Source organism: Nocardia sp. NPDC051321, assembly GCF_044455225.1.
GTDB lineage: Bacteria > Actinomycetota > Actinomycetes > Mycobacteriales > Mycobacteriaceae > Nocardia.
Window position 1 is genome coordinate 155,565 of record NZ_JBITEM010000006.1, and the last position, 16,563, is coordinate 172,127.

General features: G+C 67.0%; 16 protein-coding genes. 6 read left to right on the forward strand and 10 right to left on the reverse strand.

Annotation, left to right across the window (positions count from 1 at the left end):
• Nucleotides 1-184 precede the first annotated feature (184 nt).
• From hsaA to hsaB, 4 genes are all read left to right on the forward strand, one after another.
• Nucleotides 185-1,348: a 3-hydroxy-9,10-secoandrosta-1,3,5(10)-triene-9,17-dione monooxygenase oxygenase subunit gene (hsaA, locus tag ACIA8C_RS15620; protein WP_397135035.1), complete on the forward strand. Its 1,164-nt coding sequence runs from the start codon at nt 185-187 to the stop codon at nt 1,346-1,348.
• An 88-nt stretch (nt 1,349-1,436) separates the two neighbouring features.
• Nucleotides 1,437-2,315, forward strand: coding sequence for a 4,5:9,10-diseco-3-hydroxy-5,9,17-trioxoandrosta-1(10),2-diene-4-oate hydrolase (gene hsaD / locus ACIA8C_RS15625; RefSeq protein ID WP_397135037.1), 879 nt, complete (start codon nt 1,437-1,439; stop codon nt 2,313-2,315).
• Nucleotides 2,315-3,220: an iron-dependent extradiol dioxygenase HsaC gene (hsaC, locus tag ACIA8C_RS15630; RefSeq protein ID WP_397135039.1), complete on the forward strand. Its 906-nt coding sequence runs from the start codon at nt 2,315-2,317 to the stop codon at nt 3,218-3,220. The genes hsaD and hsaC overlap by 1 nt, the downstream gene beginning before the upstream one ends.
• 62 nt (nt 3,221-3,282) lie before the next feature.
• Nucleotides 3,283-3,849, forward strand: coding sequence for a 3-hydroxy-9,10-secoandrosta-1,3,5(10)-triene-9,17-dione monooxygenase reductase subunit (gene hsaB / locus ACIA8C_RS15635; protein ID WP_397135041.1), 567 nt, complete (start codon nt 3,283-3,285; stop codon nt 3,847-3,849).
• A 119-nt stretch (nt 3,850-3,968) separates the two neighbouring features.
• On the opposite strand, the gene dmpG is transcribed toward hsaB, so the two are convergent.
• From dmpG to ACIA8C_RS15655, 4 genes are read right to left on the reverse strand one after another with little or no spacing between them, the layout of a single operon-like run.
• A complete protein-coding gene (gene dmpG, locus ACIA8C_RS15640) occupies nt 3,969-5,009 on the reverse strand; it encodes a 4-hydroxy-2-oxovalerate aldolase (protein ID WP_397135042.1) in 1,041 nt (346 codons plus the stop codon).
• An 11-nt stretch (nt 5,010-5,020) separates the two neighbouring features.
• Nucleotides 5,021-5,932 (reverse strand): acetaldehyde dehydrogenase (acetylating), encoded by a 912-nt coding sequence (locus tag ACIA8C_RS15645; RefSeq protein WP_397135044.1) that lies wholly within the window; start codon nt 5,930-5,932, stop codon nt 5,021-5,023.
• 10 nt (nt 5,933-5,942) lie between these two features.
• The gene (locus ACIA8C_RS15650; protein ID WP_397135046.1) at nt 5,943-6,728 is read right to left on the reverse strand and encodes a 2-keto-4-pentenoate hydratase; all 786 of its coding nucleotides are present in this window, start codon (nt 6,726-6,728) and stop codon (nt 5,943-5,945) included.
• A 1-nt stretch (nt 6,729) separates the two neighbouring features.
• Nucleotides 6,730-8,373: an FAD-binding protein gene (locus tag ACIA8C_RS15655; RefSeq protein ID WP_397135048.1), complete on the reverse strand. Its 1,644-nt coding sequence runs from the start codon at nt 8,371-8,373 to the stop codon at nt 6,730-6,732.
• A gap of 104 nt (nt 8,374-8,477) precedes the next feature.
• On the opposite strand from ACIA8C_RS15655, the gene kstD reads away from it, so the two are divergent.
• Together kstD and ACIA8C_RS15665 are read left to right on the forward strand one after the other, a co-directional pair.
• Nucleotides 8,478-10,196: a 3-oxosteroid 1-dehydrogenase gene (gene kstD / locus ACIA8C_RS15660; protein ID WP_397135665.1), complete on the forward strand. Its 1,719-nt coding sequence runs from the start codon at nt 8,478-8,480 to the stop codon at nt 10,194-10,196.
• Nucleotides 10,196-11,056, forward strand: coding sequence for a MaoC/PaaZ C-terminal domain-containing protein (locus tag ACIA8C_RS15665; RefSeq protein ID WP_397135050.1), 861 nt, complete (start codon nt 10,196-10,198; stop codon nt 11,054-11,056). Before kstD ends, ACIA8C_RS15665 begins: the two co-directional genes overlap by 1 nt.
• Before the next feature lie 51 nt (nt 11,057-11,107).
• Here ACIA8C_RS15665 and ACIA8C_RS15670 read toward each other — a convergent pair whose 3' ends face one another.
• The 6 genes from ACIA8C_RS15670 to zapE all read right to left on the reverse strand — a co-directional run bounded on the left by ACIA8C_RS15670 (nt 11,108) and on the right by zapE (nt 16,537).
• Nucleotides 11,108-11,590 carry a hypothetical protein gene (locus tag ACIA8C_RS15670; RefSeq protein WP_397135052.1) on the reverse strand — a complete coding sequence of 161 codons (483 nt, stop codon included), beginning with the start codon at nt 11,588-11,590 and terminating at the stop codon, nt 11,108-11,110.
• Nucleotides 11,587-12,861: a DUF58 domain-containing protein gene (locus tag ACIA8C_RS15675; protein WP_397135054.1), complete on the reverse strand. Its 1,275-nt coding sequence runs from the start codon at nt 12,859-12,861 to the stop codon at nt 11,587-11,589. The genes ACIA8C_RS15670 and ACIA8C_RS15675 overlap by 4 nt, the downstream gene beginning before the upstream one ends.
• Before the next feature lie 73 nt (nt 12,862-12,934).
• Complete coding sequence (locus ACIA8C_RS15680; RefSeq protein ID WP_397135056.1) at nt 12,935-13,897, reverse strand: AAA family ATPase; 963 nt, start codon at nt 13,895-13,897, stop codon at nt 12,935-12,937.
• A gap of 29 nt (nt 13,898-13,926) precedes the next feature.
• Entirely contained in the window at nt 13,927-14,424 is a 498-nt protein-coding gene (locus ACIA8C_RS15685; protein WP_397135058.1) for a hypothetical protein, read from the reverse strand.
• On the reverse strand, nt 14,421-15,341 hold the full coding sequence (locus tag ACIA8C_RS15690; protein WP_397135667.1) for a DUF4129 domain-containing protein: 921 nt from the start codon (nt 15,339-15,341) through the stop codon (nt 14,421-14,423). Before ACIA8C_RS15690 ends, ACIA8C_RS15685 begins: the two co-directional genes overlap by 4 nt.
• Nucleotides 15,342-15,514: 173 nt before the next feature.
• Nucleotides 15,515-16,537 carry a cell division protein ZapE gene (zapE, locus tag ACIA8C_RS15695; protein ID WP_397135669.1) on the reverse strand — a complete coding sequence of 341 codons (1,023 nt, stop codon included), beginning with the start codon at nt 16,535-16,537 and terminating at the stop codon, nt 15,515-15,517.
• Nucleotides 16,538-16,563: the final 26 nt, after the last annotated feature.

Consider the following 16,563-nt stretch of genomic DNA (forward strand, 5'->3'; position numbering starts at 1 on the left):
CTTCTGTACTAGAACACGTTACAAAACTGTCGCGTTCCACGCCAGCGATTCCCGCCACTTCCTGCACATGTCCATCTACGGCACGCGATCGACACCCGTTCTCGACAGAAATAAGAACCTGTTCTAGTCTCAGAAGCAAATGAGTACCGGTTATCCAATTGACCAGGCAGGAGCAGGTCCCGAGATGACGCAAGAAGTGACCGAACGGGTCGACGCGCTGTTGCCGACCCTGCGCGAGCGCGCGCAGGAGGCCGAGGACCTGCGGCGCATCCCCGACGAATCCATGAAGGCACTGCAGGAAACCGGGTTCTTCCGGCTGCTGCAGCCCAAGCAGTGGGGTGGTCACGCGGCCGACCCGGTGGTGTTCTACGACACGGTGCGCAAACTGGCGAGCGCGTGCGGGTCCACCGGCTGGGTGGCAGGCATTGTCGGCGTACACAATTGGCATCTGGCGCTGTTCGACCAGCAGGCGCAACAAGACGTCTGGGGCGAGGACACCGAGGTGCGGATCTCCTCGTCGTACGCGCCGATGGGCGCGGGCGTGGTGACCGAGGGCGGCTACCTCGTCAACGGCTCGTGGGCCTGGTCCTCGGGTTCCGACCACGCCACCTGGGCGGTGCTCGGCGGCCCGGTCATCAAGGACGGCAAGCCGGTCGACTTCGGCAGCTTCCTCATCCCGCGCGACGACTATCAGATCGATGACGTCTGGAATGTCGTCGGGTTGCGTGGCACCGGCTCCAATACCGTTGTGGTGAAGGACGTTTTCGTCCCGAGACACCGATTCCTCAGCTTCCGCAAGATGAGCGAGCTGACGGCCCCCGGCCTGGCCCAGAACACCGATCCGGTGTACCGGATGCCCTGGGGCACTATCCATCCCACGACCATCGCCACCCCCATCGTCGGCATGGCCTACGGCGCGTACGACGCCCACGTCGAGCACCAGGGCAAGCGGATTCGCGCGGCATACGCGGGCGAGAAGGCGAAGGACGATCCGTTCGCCAAGGTGCGCATCGCGGAGGCGTCCAGCGATATCGACGCGGCCTGGCGGCAGTTGTCGGGCAATGTCGCCGACGAATACGCGCTCTTGCTGGCGGGCAAGGAGATTCCGTTCGATCTGCGGGTGCGGGCCCGACGGGATCAGGTGCGCGCCACCGGACGCTCGATTGCCGCAATCGACAAGCTGTTCGAGAGCTCCGGCGCCACCGCACTGGCCAACGGCACACCGCTGCAACGCTTCTGGCGTGACGCGCACGCGGGCCGAGTCCACGCGGCGAACGATCCCGAGCGCGCCTACCAGATGTACGGCCAGCACGAGTTCGGGCTGCCCGTCACCGACGCGATGGTGTAGGAGCTGCTGTGAGCGAGCGTCAGCGAGCGAACCGAAATTACAGCGCCCTGTTAGGCACGGCGGAGCCGAGCGCCAGCGAGGTGGAGTCGTGACTAGTACCGTGGAAATCACCGCCGAGTCGACCTCCCGCTTCGCGCAGGTGCGGCCGGATCTACGACTGCACTACCACGAGGCGGGCGTTGGCAACGGGCCGACGATCGTGCTGCTGCACGGCGGCGGGCCCGGTGCGTCGTCCTGGTCGAACTTCTCCCGCAATATCCCGGTGCTGGCGCGGAACTTTCATGTGCTCGCCGTGGATCAGCCGGGGTACGGGCAGTCGGACAAGCCGACCGAGCATCCGCAGTACTTCGTGCACAGCGCCTCGGCGCTGAAGGATCTGCTCGATCACCTGGAGATCACCACGCGGGTGCACCTGCTCGGCAATTCGCTCGGCGGCGGTGCGGCCGTGCGGTTCGCGCTGGACTATCCGGATCGGGCCGGGAAACTGGTACTGATGGGCCCGGGCGGGTTGAGCACCAACCTGTTCGCGCCCGACCCGACCGAGGGCGTGAAGCTGCTCGGCAAGTTCAGCTACCAGCCGACCAGGGAAAATCTCGAGGCGTTCCTGCGGATCATGGTCTTCGATCAGTCGCTGATCACCGACGAGCTGATCGATGAGCGGTTCGCCTCGGCGAGCACGCCGGAATCACTTGCCGCGGCCCGCGCGATGGGGAAGTCTTTTGCCGGTGCGGATTTCGAGAAGGGCATGCTCTGGCGCGACGCCTACAAGTTGCGTCAGCCGGTGCTGCTCATCTGGGGTCGTGAGGACCGGGTGAATCCGCTCGACGGCGCGCTGGTCGCGACCAAGGTGATTCCCCGGGTGCAGCTGCACGTGTTCGGCGGCTGTGGGCACTGGGCACAACTGGAGAAGTTCGACGAATTCAACCGGCTGACAAGCGATTTCCTCGCCGGTACCAAGGAGAAGTGATGGGGATTCGATCGCTGGCCTACCTGCGCATCGAGGCGACCGACATGGCCGCCTGGCGCGAATACGGGCTCAAGGTGCTCGGCATGATCGAAGGCAAGGGCGGGAATCCGGACGCGCTGTATCTGCGAATGGATGAATTCCCGGCGCGGCTGGTGATCGTGCCCGGCGAGAAGGACGCGCTGCAGATCTCGGGCTGGGAGACCGCCAACGCCGAAGAGCTGCAAGATATTCGGACTCGGCTGGAGACGGCCGGCGTGCCCTACAAGGAGGGCACCGCAGCCGAGCTGGCCGATCGACGGGTACACGAGCTGATCCGTTTCGACGATCCCTCCGGGAACACCCTGGAGGCGTTTCACGGTGCGGCACTGGAACATCGGCGCGTGGTGAGCCCGTACGGGCACCGGTTCGTCACCGAGGAGCAAGGGCTCGGGCACGTGGTGCTCAGCACCAAGGACGATCAGGCCGCGCTGGAGTTCTACCGGGACGTGCTCGGTTTCCGGCTGCGCGACTCGATGCGGTTGCCGCCGCAGATGGTCGGGCGCCCGGCCGACGGTGACCCCGCCTGGCTGCGCTTCTTCGGCTGCAATCCGCGGCACCACTCGCTGGCGTTCCTGCCCATGCCGACGTCGAGCGGCATCGTGCACCTGATGCTCGAGGTAGAAGACGCCGACGATGTCGGGCTGTGCCTGGATCGCGCGCTGCGCAAGAAGGTTCGGATGTCGGCGACCCTCGGCAGGCACGTCAACGACAAGATGCTGTCCTTCTACATGAAGACACCGGGCGGCTTCGACGTCGAATTCGGCTGCGAGGGACTCGAAGTCGATGACAATGATTGGATCGCGCGCGAATCCACCGCCGTGAGCCTGTGGGGCCACGACTTCACGGTGGGGCAGCGGCAGCAGTGACCGACAAGGGGACGGCAGCCGGCGAAGCCGGCGGGGTGGGTGAGCACAGGGCAAGCGAAACGATGACCGAAACCGAGATCGACGCGCGGGCTTTCCGCAATGTGCTCGGTCAGTTCTGCACCGGCATCACCGTCATCACCACCTTCGATGATGCCGAGGCGCCGATCGGTTTCGCCTGTCAATCCTTCGCCGCCCTCTCCCTCGACCCACCCCTGATCCTGTTCTGCCCCACCAAGACGTCGCGCTCCTGGGCGGCCATCGAAAAATCCGGCCGCTTCTGCGTCAACGTCCTCGCCGAAGAACAGCGAGAAGTGTGTGCCCGCTTCGGTTCCCGCGAACCCGACAAGTTCGCGGACACCCCATGGCACACCTCCCCCCGCACCCTCCCCGTCCTGGACGACGCCCTCGCCACCATCGAATGCACCGTAGACAGCGTCATAGACGGCGGCGACCACTACATAGTCATCGGCCGAGTCCAAGCCCTCTCGGAATCCACCGACTCCGGCCGCCCCCTCCTCTTCTACCGCGGCCAATACACCGCCATAGAACCCGACAAGACCACCCCTGCCCCCTGGCGCGCCGACCTCGACCACTTCCTCACTACAACCACCCTCGACACCTGGTTGTAGGCGAGTTCGACAGGAAAATGGCCGAGAAACTCTGGTTTCTCGGCCATTTCTCGTTTCCGGAGATACCCGTCGGCCCGCGGCTGATGTCGCGGTGGGGTACCGCGACATCAGCTGATCGGTCAGGTGGCGGGGACGGTTTCTTTTTCGCGCTGGAGTTCCAGGGCGATGTCGATGAGTTGGTCTTCTTGGCCGCCGACGAGTTTGCGTTTGCCCGCTCGGACGAGCATTTCGGCGGCGGATACTCCGTAGCGTTCGGCTTGGCGTTCGGCGTGCTTGAGGAAGCTGGAGTAGACGCCCGCGTAGCCCATCATGAGGGATGAGCGGTCCAGGAGGCATTCCTGGGGCATGGCTGGGCGGACTACGTCTTCGGCGGCGTCGGCGATGGCGTAGAAGTCGATGCCGGTTTTGATGTCGAGTTTGTCGCAGACGCCGACCAATGCCTCGACGGGGGTGTTGCCTGCGCCCGCGCCGAAACGGCGGGCGCTGCCGTCGATTTGGGTGGCGCCCGCGCGGATGGCGTAGATGGAGTTGGCGACGGCCAGGTCGAGGTTTTCGTGGCCGTGGAAGCCGACCTGGGCATCGGAGCCGAGTTCGGCGACCAGGGCGGCTACCCGGTCGGTGACCTGGTCGAGCACGAGGGCGCCTGCCGAGTCGACGACATAGACGCACTGGCAGCCCGCGTCGGCCATGATGCGCGCCTGCTTGGCCAGCATCTCGGGCGGCTGGCTGTGCGACATCATCAGGAAGCCAACGGTTTCCAGGCCGAGGTCGCGCGCAAGGCCGAAGTGCTGGATGGAGACGTCGGCCTCGGTGCAGTGGGTGGCGATGCGGCAGATCGAGGCGCCGTTGTCCTGGGAGACCTTGATGTCTTCCTTGACGCCGACGCCGGGCAGCATCAGCACCGCGATCTTGGCCTGGGTCGCCGTCTCGGCGGCGATCTTGATCAGTTCCTGCTCAGGGGTTTTGGAGAAGCCGTAGTTGAACGAGGACCCGCCGAGCCCGTCGCCATGGGTCACCTCGATGACGGGGACCCTGGCCCCGTCGAGGGCGGCAACGATATCGCGGACCTCGGTGGCGGTGAACTGGTGCCGCTTGTGATGGGATCCGTCGCGCAGCGAGGTGTCGGTGACCCGGATGTCGAGTTCTGCTGAATAAGACATGTTTTCGCTCCTTACACTCGCGCCGAGGCGATCTGACCGGCGATGACCTCGCCGACCTGCGTCGCGGCGGCGGTCATGATGTCGAGGTTGCCCGCGTACGGCGGCAGGAAGTCGCCCGCGCCTTCGACCTCGACGAACACCGAAACCTTCGCCATGCCACCGGAAATCACCGAGGGCGGGTCGTACTGCGGATCGTTGAGCAGGCGGTAACCCGGCACGTACTGCTGGATATCGGCGACCATCCGGTGGATGGAGTCGGTAATGGTGTCGGTGTCGGCGTCCTCGGGGATGGCGCAGAAGATGGTGTCGCGCATGATCATCGGCGGCTCGGCCGGATTCAGGATGATGATCGCCTTGCCACGCTCGGCACCGCCGATGGTCTCGACACCGCGGCTGGTGGTCTTGGTGAACTCATCGATGTTGGCGCGGGTACCCGGGCCTGCCGAGACCGACGACACCGAGGCGACGATCTCCGCGTAAACCACCGGGACCACGCGCGATACGGCCGCCACGATCGGGATGGTCGCCTGCCCACCGCAGGTGATCATGTTGACGTTCGGCGCATCCAGATTCGCGCCGAGGTTCACCGGCGGCACCACCGCGGGGCCGACGGCGGCGGGCGTGAGATCCACCGCCCGGATGCCTGCTTCGGCGTACTTCGGCGCGGCGGCGCGATGCACATACGCCGAGGTCGCCTCGAAAATCAGGTCGGGCAGCTCGGATTGACCGAGCAGCCAGTCGACCCCTTCGGCCGAGGTTTCCAGCCCCAGCCCGCGGGCCCGCTTCAAACCCTCGCTGTCGGGATCGATCCCGATCATCCACCGCGGCTCGATCGCCTCCGAGCGCAGCAGTTTGTAGAGCAGATCGGTACTGATATTGCCGGACCCGACGATCGCGGCGGTGACGGTCCCGTTGTCGGACACCACAAGCCTCCTAGATGAATTGCAAACGGACAGAACCGAGTCCAGCGAACTCGGCGTGAAAGTTGTCGCCAGGCCGTGCATCGATGGCACGGGTACACGAGCCGGGCAGCACGATGTCGCCCGCCTTCAACCGCACCCCGAAGCTCGCGACCTTGCGGGCCAGCCAGGCCACCGCGATCACCGGGTCACCGAGCACGGCGTCGCTGCGCCCCTCGGCCACCACCTCGCCGTTGCGGGTGAGCACCGCGTCGATCGCCTTGACATCGATGTCTTTGGGCGCCACCCGTTCCGGGCCGAGCACGTAACCGGCGGAGGACGCGTTGTCGGAGATGGTGTCGGTCAGGCCGATCTTCCAGTCCTTGATCCGCGAGTCGATCAGCTCGATGGCGGGCGCGAAAGCGACTGTCGCGGCGAGCACGTCGGCCTCGGTGCAGTCCGCGCCGGGCAGGTCGGCGCCGAGCACGAAGCCGACCTCCACCTCGACCCTTGGGAACAGATAGCGACCGGCCTCGACCGGAACGTCCTCGTAGACTTCCATTTCCGCGAGCAGATGACCGTAGTCGGGTTCATCCACACCCATCATCTGCTGCATGGCCTTGGACGACAGGCCCACCTTGTGCCCGACGATCCTGGCGCCGGTGTCGAGCCTGCGCCGGATATTGATCAGCTGGATCTCGTAGGCATCGACCACATCGATGTCCGGATGCCGGGCGACCAGCGGATCGATCGCCACCCGATCACGTTCGGCGAGCTCGAGCTCATCGGCCAATGCGGTTCGTACCGTGTCGGACAGCACGCTAGTTTCCCTTCGCTATTGCTTGATCGAGCGTCCCGGGTTGATCGGACAGCACCGCTTGTTCGCCTGCCGCGGACCGGCCGGCCCGGCGGCCGGAGAAGATGCAGTCCGACAGCGACAGCCCGCTGACATAAGACTCCGAGCAGATACCTACGGCGGTCCTACCGGCCGCGTACAGCCCTGGAATATCGGTTCCGGCAGTCGATTTCACCGCGCCGGTTTGCTCGTCCACGACGACGCCGCCGAGCGTGAGCATCGGACACGGATTGGCCAGGCTCGGTTTGATGCCCACGTCCAACAACCAGAACGGCCCGGTGTGCAGCGGTTTGGTGAACTCGGCAGGCTTGCCGACCGGGTCCGGCGTGCCGTGTTCGATCGCGGCATTGTGCGCGTCCACCGTCGCGCGCAATCCGATCACGTCGATCCCGGCCTTCGCCGCGACGGCCTCGAGGGTGGCGCCGCGAATAGCGGTGCGCCGCATCGCCTCGAACTGCCCGCGCTGGAACCAGGCGCCCTGCTTGCCGATCTGGCCGATGGCGGTCCGCATCAGCTCGTCGTCGGCGAGTAGCCAGCCCTTGCCGTCGTGTTCGGTGATGAGCGCGTGGCCGACCGCGGCGCCGTATCTGGTCTCGTCGATGACCCGGCGGCCTGCGGCATCGACCAGCAGCGCGCCGGTAAAAGCGCTGGGCGGCAGCAGGAATCGCCACGCGGACACATTGCCCATCCGATCGGTGGCCGCGCCGGCCCGCTTGGCGAGCAGGATGCCGCTGCCGTCGTCACCGGTGGTGCCGAGCGCGAGCCCGCCGCGATAGTCCGGCGCGTATTCGCCCAGCATGCCTCGGTTGGCGATGAACCCACCGGCGCTGAGCACCACGCCACGCCTGGCGAGCACGTGAATTGTCTTGCCGTACTGCCGGTCCAATCGGCCCAGCCGCTTTTCCAGCGCGGCGCGCAGCGGCGGGTAGTAGATGCCGGGCTTGGCCGCGACCTTCGCCATCCGCGTGTACCGCTCGCGAACCCGGCCCGGTGCGTCACGCAACGTCCGGCACTCGACGCCGATTACCGTGCCCGCCTCGTCGAGGATCAGTTGGGTTGCCCGCGTGAGGGTTTCGACCCGTACACCGAGCCTGGAAGCGGCGGCGGCAAGCGGGCCCGTGAGCTGCTTGCCGGAGGTACCCTTGCCCTTGACCCGATGCCCACGCTGCGCCGCCGGGATGTCCCGGAACGCGCCGGAGATCTCACTGCCCGAGTAGTACAGGTAGTAGCTGTCGTTCGGATACGACGTCTTGTACGGGCACAGCGACGCCTCGAACGGAACGCCATGGCCCTTCAGCCACTCGATCATCGCCGGGCTGCCGTCCACGAAACGGCGCAGCGTCTCGGGCGACACCGCGGCGCCGACCTCACGTTCCAGATACCCGAGCATCGCCTCGGGCGTATCCGCGACACCGGCCTCGCGCTGCACCGACGTCCCGCCGCCCGCGTAGATGATGCCGCCGGACAACGCCGACGCCCCGCCGCCGGCGAACCGCTCCAGCGCGAGCACCTGCGCGCCGTCGGCCGCCGCTTCCAGCGCGGCGGCGGCACCGGCCGCGCCGAACCCGACGACGACCACGTCGGCAACCAGGTCCCAATCGAACCCCATGTAGTTCACTCCGGTCTGAAACTGAAACGAGTTTCTCAGCAAGCGGAAAGCCATGTAAGTCTTCTGCCACACAACATAGACCAATGGCCGCATCATTCTATAACGTGTTCTACATGATTGATCGGGAATACGATGTGGTGGTCGTCGGCAGCGGCGCTGCGGGCATGACCGCCGCCCTCACCGCCGCCCACCACGGGCTCAGCGTGGTGCTCATCGAGAAGGCCGCGCACTACGGCGGGTCCACCGCACGCTCCGGCGGTGGCGTCTGGATCCCCGGCAACAAGGCGCTGCGCGCGTCCGGCCGACCTGACGACCGCGAGGTGGCACGCACCTACCTGCACAGCATCATCGGCGACGCGGTGCCCAAGGAACGGATCGACACCTACATCGACCGGGGTCCGGAGGCGTTCGACTTCGTGCTCGACCACACCCCGCTGAAGATGAAGTGGGTGCCGGGCTACTCCGACTACTACCCCGAGGCGCCGGGCGGGCTCGGCGCGGGCCGCTCGTGCGAACCCGCGCCGTTCAATGCCAAGGTGCTCGGCGCGGAACTGGCCAACCTGGAGCCGCCCTACGCCAAGGCGCCGCTGAACGTGGTCGTGATGCAGGCCGACTTCGTCCGGCTCAACCTGATCCGCAGGCACCCGAAGGGCATCGCGCGGGCACTGCGGGTCGGCGCGCGCACCTACTGGGCCAAGGCCACCGGCAAGCACATCCTCGGCATGGGCCAGGCGATCATCGCCGCCATGCGCAAGGGACTGCTCGACGCGAATGTGCCGGTGCTGCTGAACACCCCGCTGACCGGGCTGGTGGTGGACAACGGCGTGGTCACCGGGGTCGAGGCCGAACACGAGGGCGAGCAGGTCACCTTCACCGCGCGCCACGGCGTGGTACTCGGCACCGGCGGCTTCGAGCACAACGCCGAGCTGCGCACCAAGTACCAGCGCCAGCCCATCACCACCGAGTGGACCACCGGCGCGGCCGCCAACACCGGCGACGGCATCGTCGCGGGCATGGCGGCGGGCGGCGACGTCGGCTTCATGGAGGATGCCTGGTGGGGTCCGACCATCTTCAAGGGTGGGCGGCCGTGGTTCGCACTGGCCGAGCGCAACCTGCCGGGCACCATCATGGTCAACGCCGAGGGCAAGCGGTTCGGCAACGAGTCCGCGCCCTACGTCGAGGCCGTGCACACCATGTACGGCGGTAAGTACGGTCAGGGCGACGGACCGGGCGAGAACATCCCGGCCTGGCTGGTTTTCGACCAGCGCTACCGCAACCGCTACATCTTCGCCGGTCTGCAGCCGGGACAGCGTTTTCCGTCGCGCTGGATGGAGAACGACAACATCGTCAAGGCGGACACCCTCGAGGAGCTGGCCACCAAGATCGGCGTGCCATCGGCCGACCTCGCCGCCACCGTCGCCCGCTTCAACAGCTTCGCCGAGACCGGTAAGGACGCCGACTACGGCCGCGGCGACAGCCACTACGACCGGTACTACGGCGATCCGACGGTGAAGCCGAACCCGTGCCTCGCGGCGCTGGTGCAAGGTCCGTTCTATGCCGCCAAGATGGTGCCCGGTGATCTGGGCACCAAGGGTGGCCTGGTCGCCGACACCTCGGGCCGGGTGCTGCGCGAGGACGGCAGCCCGATCCAAGGGCTGTACGCCGCGGGCAACAGCTCGACTCCGGTGATGGGTCACACCTACGCGGGCCCCGGTGCCACCATCGGACCCGCGCTCACCTTCGGCTACCTGGCCGTGCTCGACATCGTCGAGAAGCGAGCCGCACAGCCGACCCGTCCGCTGCCGAGCAACAAGGAATCCTGATGCCGATCGATCCGAAAGTCGCGCTCGGGGCGCAACTTCCGAGCCGCGAATTCACGTGGACACCGTCCGATGTGCAGCTGTACCAGCTCGGTCTCGGCGCGGGCACGCGGTGGACCGATCCAGCCGAGCTGCGCTATCTCGACGACCGCGGACCACAGGTGCTGCCGACGTTCGCGACGGTAGCGCCGACCCTGCACGAGACCGAGCCGCCGCGGGTCAGCTTCCCCGGCATCGACATCGACCTGGCGAAGGTGGTGCACGGCCACCAGGAGGTGGAGGTGCACCGCCCGATACCGGCGTCGGGCAAGGCGACGAGCACGGGACGGATCACTGAGCTCTGGGACAAGGGGTCCGCGGCGGTGGTGGTGCAGGAACAGACCGTCACCGGTTCCGACGGTGCGCCGCTGTGGACCGCGCGTTCCTCGATCTTCGCGCGCGGTGAAGGCGGCTTCGGTGGCGAGCGTGGGCCGAGCACCAAGACCGAACTGCCCGATCGCGCACCGGATTTCGACGTGACAACGCCGACGTTGCCGCAGCAGGCGCTGCTCTACCGGATGTGCGGCGACCGCAATCCGCTGCACTCGGATCCCGAATTCGCCCGCGCCGCCGGGTTTCCCGCGCCCATCCTGCATGGGTTGTGCACGTACGGCATCGTCTGCAAAACGGCCACCGACACCGTGCTCGGCGCGGATGCGAGCCGGGTCACCGGATTCCGGGCCCGCTTCGCGGGCGTGCTCTATCCGGGCGAGACGATCCGCACCCGCATCTGGCAGCAGGACGGCGAATTGACCATCGCCGCGACAGTCGTCGAACGCGAGGACGCGCCCGTCCTCGGCGACGTGACCCTGCGGTTCCGCTGACATTCCCGCACATCTCTTGATCTGCCGCGCATCGATTCGATGTGCGGTAGGTCAGGGGGTGTGCGGCTGCGTTTGGGGCGTGCCCGCCGAACGTGGCTCACCTCCGTTGCGGGCGCGGCGGATCGCCGCACCGTGGATTACCAAGGCGTACAACAGGATTACCAGTATCGGGGCCGCGAGCGGAGCCCACGCCAGGCGCAGCGGCAGCAGGGCGGCTCCGACGCCCGCGGCGGCGAAGCCGACCGCGCCGGTGACCGACGGCACGGTGGTCGGGACAACGCCGTGCGGTGCGGTGACGGTGGCGGCGTTGAGGAGATAGGTGGTTGCGACCAGTCCCGTTGCCGCGGCCGCGAGCACGCCGGGGTTCGCGACGGCGAGCACGCCGACGGCCGACAGCACGGCCGCGACGGCGACCGGACGGAACCACCAGCCGAGCGCGACCAGGACCAAGGCGGGAACAGCCGCCCATGGCTGCAGCAGCGCCACCGACGTCACCAGCAGCACGCCCGACAGGACGGCGAGGAATCTGGTCATCGGCGCACCCGCACGGTGCGGCGGTGCTCGGGTAGCACGCGCATGATCTGATCGAGCCGGGTGTCGGCGGGCCAGGCCACGATGTCGACGCCGACGGTGCCCATGTCGCGGTACATGGAGGCCCGCTCGAGCTGCCACATCTTGGCAAGGGTCGGATCGAGCGAGCCACGAAACGGTGTGCCGCGCAAGACATCCACCACCACGACGACGTGCCCGCGTTTGCGCAGATCGATCAGCGCGAGCGCGAACTGGGTGTCGAGCAGGGTGGAGAAGGCGACCACGATGGCGCCGAGCGGCACGGCCGAGTGTGGCGCCAGGGTGCCGGTGGTCGGGATGTACTCGTCGCCGACGTCGAGCACGGTGTCGACGATCCGGTAGAACTGGCGCCGCCCGATATCCGGGCGCAACCAGCGCGGCCCCCGGCCGAGGCAGACGACCGCGGTCCGGTCACCGGCCTGCAAGGTGGATTGGACCACCTGTGCCGCGCCACGCACCGACAGTTCGAGCGAATCGGTGGCCGGGCCCGGCGCCTGCTGCGAGGTATCAACCAGCACAACGACATCCGCGGAACGGTTGGTCAGCCGTTCGGTGACGTACAGCCTGCCGCGGCGCGCACTCACCGGCCAGTTGACGATGCGCAGCTGGTCACCTGGCGCGTAGGCGCGGATATCGGCGTACTCGACGCCGGGTCCGTGCCGGCGGGTCAGGTGGGTGCCGAGTCGCTCGGGAAGTTCAGTGCGCGGCAACCGCATTCGCTGCGGATCGGTGATCGGATAGACGAACAGTTGCCCGGCGGGCAGCACGACGTTCGCGACCGCCAGGCCCGCCGGACTGAGTGCGGACACCCGCACCGACACCGGATAGCGACCCCAACGGTCCGCTGACAGCGCGAGTCGCAGACCAGCCGGTGCCTGCCCGGAATCACTGGCCTCCTCGACCTCGATGCCAAGTGCCGCAACCATTTCCGGCTTCAACCGCAACAGCGCGTGCCCCCGCTCGACGAACGCGGCGACGGTCAGCACCACCTCTTCGGATTCGAAGCAACGCAGCGTCCCGCCGCCGTCGACCTGGATCTTGGTCGAGGACTGCTGCCACGGCGCGGTGGCGAGCACGCCGAGCAGGGGCGCGGCGAAAACGACGAGCTGCCACCGGCCGAGCACGACCGCGAGCAGCAGCGCCGCCGCGGCGCAGACGGCCAGCATGAAGACCAACGGTGCTGGGCGCCAGCGCAATTCGGCCTCGACCGCAGTGCTGGCATCGCGATGTCTCATGCGTTCGTCTCGCTGACGCTCGGCTCAGTCATGGACATGGCGGGCCGGCACATGATTCGCTCGCCGCGTTCACTCATGTCACCGTGGCGCGCGGAACAGGCAGGCGGCGCAGCAGTTCGGTGATCACGTCCTCGCCGCGGATCCGGCGCACCCACATCTCCGGGCGCAGGGTGATCCGATGCGCCATGGCCGGAATCGCCAGTGCCTTGACGTCTTCCGGAATCACATAGTCGCGGCCGAGCAGCAGCGCGCGGGCCCGCGACATCTGCACCAGGTCCAGTTCAGCGCGGGGGCTCGCGCCGACCTCCACCTGTGGATGCGCCCTGGTGGCCGCGGCGAGCGCGACCACGTAGCTCACCACGTCCGGATGCACCGTGACGTACTCGACCGATTGACGCATCTCCAGCAACCCGTTCGCGTCCACCACCTGAGTGACCTGCGGCGTGGTCGAACCACGCTCCAACCGCCGCCGAATCATCTGCTTCTCGTCCTGCTCGGAGAGGTAGCCGAGCCGGAGCTGGATCGCGAACCGGTCCAGCTGGGCCTCCGGCAGCGGGTAGGTGCCCTCGTACTCGATCGGGTTGTCCGTCGCGAGCACGATGAAAGGCTGTGGCAGCTGGAAGGTTTCGCCATCGATGCTGACCTGCCCCTCGGCCATCGACTCCAGCAGCGCGGCCTGGGTTTTCGGCGGGGTCCGGTTGATCTCGTCGGCCAGCAGCACGTTGGTGAACACCGGTCCGCGCCGAAAGGTGAAGCGGCCGGAGGTCATGTCGTAGATGGTCGACCCGAGCAGATCGGCGGGTAGCAGGTCGGGCGTGAATTGCACCCGGGTGAACTGCAGGCCGAGCGCCGCGGCGAACGATCTGGCGATCAACGTCTTGCCGAGGCCGGGAAGATCCTCGATCAGCACGTGACCGCCGGCGAGCACCGCGATCATGATCAACCGCATCTCTTCCTGCTTGCCGACGATCACCCGGGATAGCTCCCTGAGCACGGCATCGCTGCGCTGGACTGTGACATCCATCGGCATCGTCATGTGTGTACCCGCACTTGCCTCAACCCATTTCACATTCTCTGCAGGCGGCTCAGGATCTCGTCCAGCGCCGCCCGGCCCGGTGCCCTAGTGGTCTGATCACGCAATGCCGAATTGGCCGGGTCCACCCAGCGCCACAGTTCCGGCCCGAACAGATGGATACCCGCCGCCTCGGTCGCTCGGCGGTTCTTCGCGACCCGCTGCCCGCTGGATAGCTCGAACTCCTTGGCCAGCAACGGACGTAGGTGCCGGTCCCAGTCGGCACGGGTGCCCTCGGCCCGGTCGGCGAGCATCTGTGCCCTGGCGTGCCAGCGGCGCAGCATCTCGGCCGGGCCGTTCTCGATCTCGTCGATATCCTGGTAGCCGCGTGGTTCCGCACGTTCCAGCAGCGACCAGACGAGCCAGCCGAAGGCCACCGCGACGGGTACCGCCGCGACGAACAACAGCACCCCGCGTGCTCGGTCGAGGGTGACGATCTCGATCAGCGCGACGACGATCGCGGCGCTGACGACGATGGCCGTTCGATTCAAGCTGCCGCCTCTCCTTGCAAGTCCGCCAGGACGATTCGCAACAATTGCTCGGCGCGCATCCGCTGCCATTCGAGCATCGCGTGCGGGCTGAACCTGGCCTCCTCGAACAGCGAGACCAGTTCCCGCGCGGACGCGTCGTGCAGCGCGCCGCGCTCGAACGCGCGGGCCAGCACTTCCATCGGGGTGTCCGAGGCCAGCGGGGCGGCGGCCCGATCGAAGGCGAGGCCGCGTTCCATCGCGACATAACAGGCGATGATCGCGGCGCGTGGCTCTTGGCCTGGCACATTCATTGCGGCCAAGCCCATTTCGGCCGCCCTGGCCAGCGAGTCCACCGCGGTCGGCGCGACCGGGACCAAGGGCAGTGCCACAGGCGCGGGCCTACGCCGCGCGGCCACCGTGACCACGACGAGGCCGGCGATGGCCACGCCGACCAGCGCGGCGGCCGCGATCGCGGTCAGTAGCAAGGCGGTGCCGGTCAGTTCGGCAGGAGTGCTGCCTGGGTCCGGCGCGCGGGTGGCGAACTCGGCCGGTGGCTGGCCGGTGGTGGGGGCCGATGCCGGTGGTGGGGGCGCGCTTTCGCGTCCCGTGCCGACGAAGAACACCGCGGCGGCGGCCGCGAGAATGAGGGCGAAGACCGCGAGTCCGGCCAGCGCCAGTAGGCCGAGGCGGCCGAGGCGCCACTGCTGACGTTCGGTGTCGCGGTCGGGCTCGGGCATGGCCAGCGGCAGGCGGTGCTGACTTGCGATCACCCCGGCCAGCAGGATCACCATGGACACGGTGAGCAGCACCGGCATCAGCGCCACCGACAATGCCGAAGAGGCGGGGCGATTATCGCGGGATTCGGTCACTCCTGGGATGTATCCGTGCAGGGTGATCGCGGCAAGGGCCAGCAGCGTGATCAGCACGATCACGCGCATTATCGGCGCTCGCGCCCCGGCCACTGATTACCACCAAATCTGAGTACTGCACAAAACAGCCACATAGTTACATGCCGGGCGGTCCGCTCGGGAGGGAATCGAATACTTCGGAATACATCCTCTTAAACCGTGCATGCTGCTGCTCAGACCCAGGTCGGCCGCGTCGTGCACGACTATCCGACGCGGGAAGGCACTAATTGGGATAGTTCACAAAGACGGCTGGCGAGTCGCGCGATATCGGGGACATTCCGGACACCGGCGGCCAGGTCCGCCAAGGGGACTCGCGCCCGCACGGTCAGTTCCAGATCGACGTCGTAGAGCACGTCGACCACGTTGACGAAACGCATCGACCAGTCGGGTGGAACGTCGCGCAGGGGTGGCACGTCGCAGATGGTCCACCGCCGGAAGCGCTTGGCCAGTTCGACATAGTCGGCGGTGGCGGTGGGAGTGCCGCACAGCGAGGCGAATTCGATGGTGAGCGTGCCATCGGCGGTGGATCGGGTGCGCAGTCGGCGGGTGCCGATCTGGATTGTCTCCGGATTCGCGCTGTGCCGCGGCGTCGAGTGATCGGCTACCCGATCGTCACGGTCCGCAGGATCGAGGTGATAACGACCGGCCGCGAAACCCGTTCGCCGGTCGGATGATCGGTCCACCCGAGTGCGATAGTCCATTGGACCATCCAGCGAAATCACGTCCAGATTCGCCGTGATCCGCGCGATCGTCGGCAGAAATCGCTCGTGGAACAGCGGATTCGGCAACAGGCCGTCGGGTGGGTAATTCGACGTCACCACCAGAATCACTCGGCGCTTGAACAAAGCGTCGAGCATTCGAGCGATGAGCATCGCCTCACCGGTGTCGTGCACATGGAATTCGTCGAAGCAGACCAGGCGCGCATCGCCGAGCAACGAGGCGACCGCCTTATCGATGGAACCGGTGGTATGCGCCGCCGCATGCAACCGGACAAAGAACTGATGAAAGTGAAAGCGCCGCTTACGTTCCGAAGCAACGCCGGCGAAGAACCGGTCCATCACCATCGTCTTCCCCCGCCCCGGCCGCCCATACAAATAAATCCCCTGATGCCGCCGCACCGGCCTCCCCCGCCGATCCACCAGCTCCCCCAGCCGCCCCACCGCCCGCTCCTGATCCACATCCAGGACGATCCGCGCGGCCACGTCCGTTTCACCGTTGATTTCCATGACACCTCCCTGTCCTCTACATTTGT